Here is a 385-nt window from a genome sequence, read left to right as displayed (position 1 = left end):
GCTCTGTTTGAAGAAGAAATCAAAAAAAGTGTCTTTATTACCTACCGCGCACACACGCCAGGCGGTGGTGCGGAAAAGGCGTTTGTTGATCAAATTAAGGCCAAACACTCGGATGCAAGACACAATTGCTGGGGATTCGTAGCGGGCAGAGCTGAAGATGCAATGAAATGGGGCTTCAGTGATGACGGCGAGCCGGCCGGGACTGCTGGCAAGCCAATTTTGGCGCAGCTATCGGGTTTTCGCGTGGGAGAGATCACTTCGGTAGTGACGCGATATTCAGGGGGCATCAAGCTTGGTACTGGCGGTTTATTCAAAGCTTACGACGGCGGGGTGCAGCAAGCTCTCAAGCTGCTTCAAACTATTGAGAAAAAAATAACCACAAAAC

General features: G+C 50.4%; 1 protein-coding gene. It reads left to right on the top strand.

All coding sequences use genetic code 11. From position 1 onward, the window contains the following. The coding region (locus UF05_RS08580) for a YigZ family protein (RefSeq protein ID WP_231640435.1) at nt 1–385 on the top strand (385 nt) is incomplete at both ends.

It is taken from the genome of Vibrio sp. S457-15 (assembly GCF_000960545.1).
GTDB lineage: Bacteria > Pseudomonadota > Gammaproteobacteria > Enterobacterales > Vibrionaceae > Vibrio > Vibrio parahaemolyticus.
The sequence above is the reverse complement of the archived record's forward strand: the minus strand, read 5'-3'. Positions and strand labels throughout refer to the sequence as shown.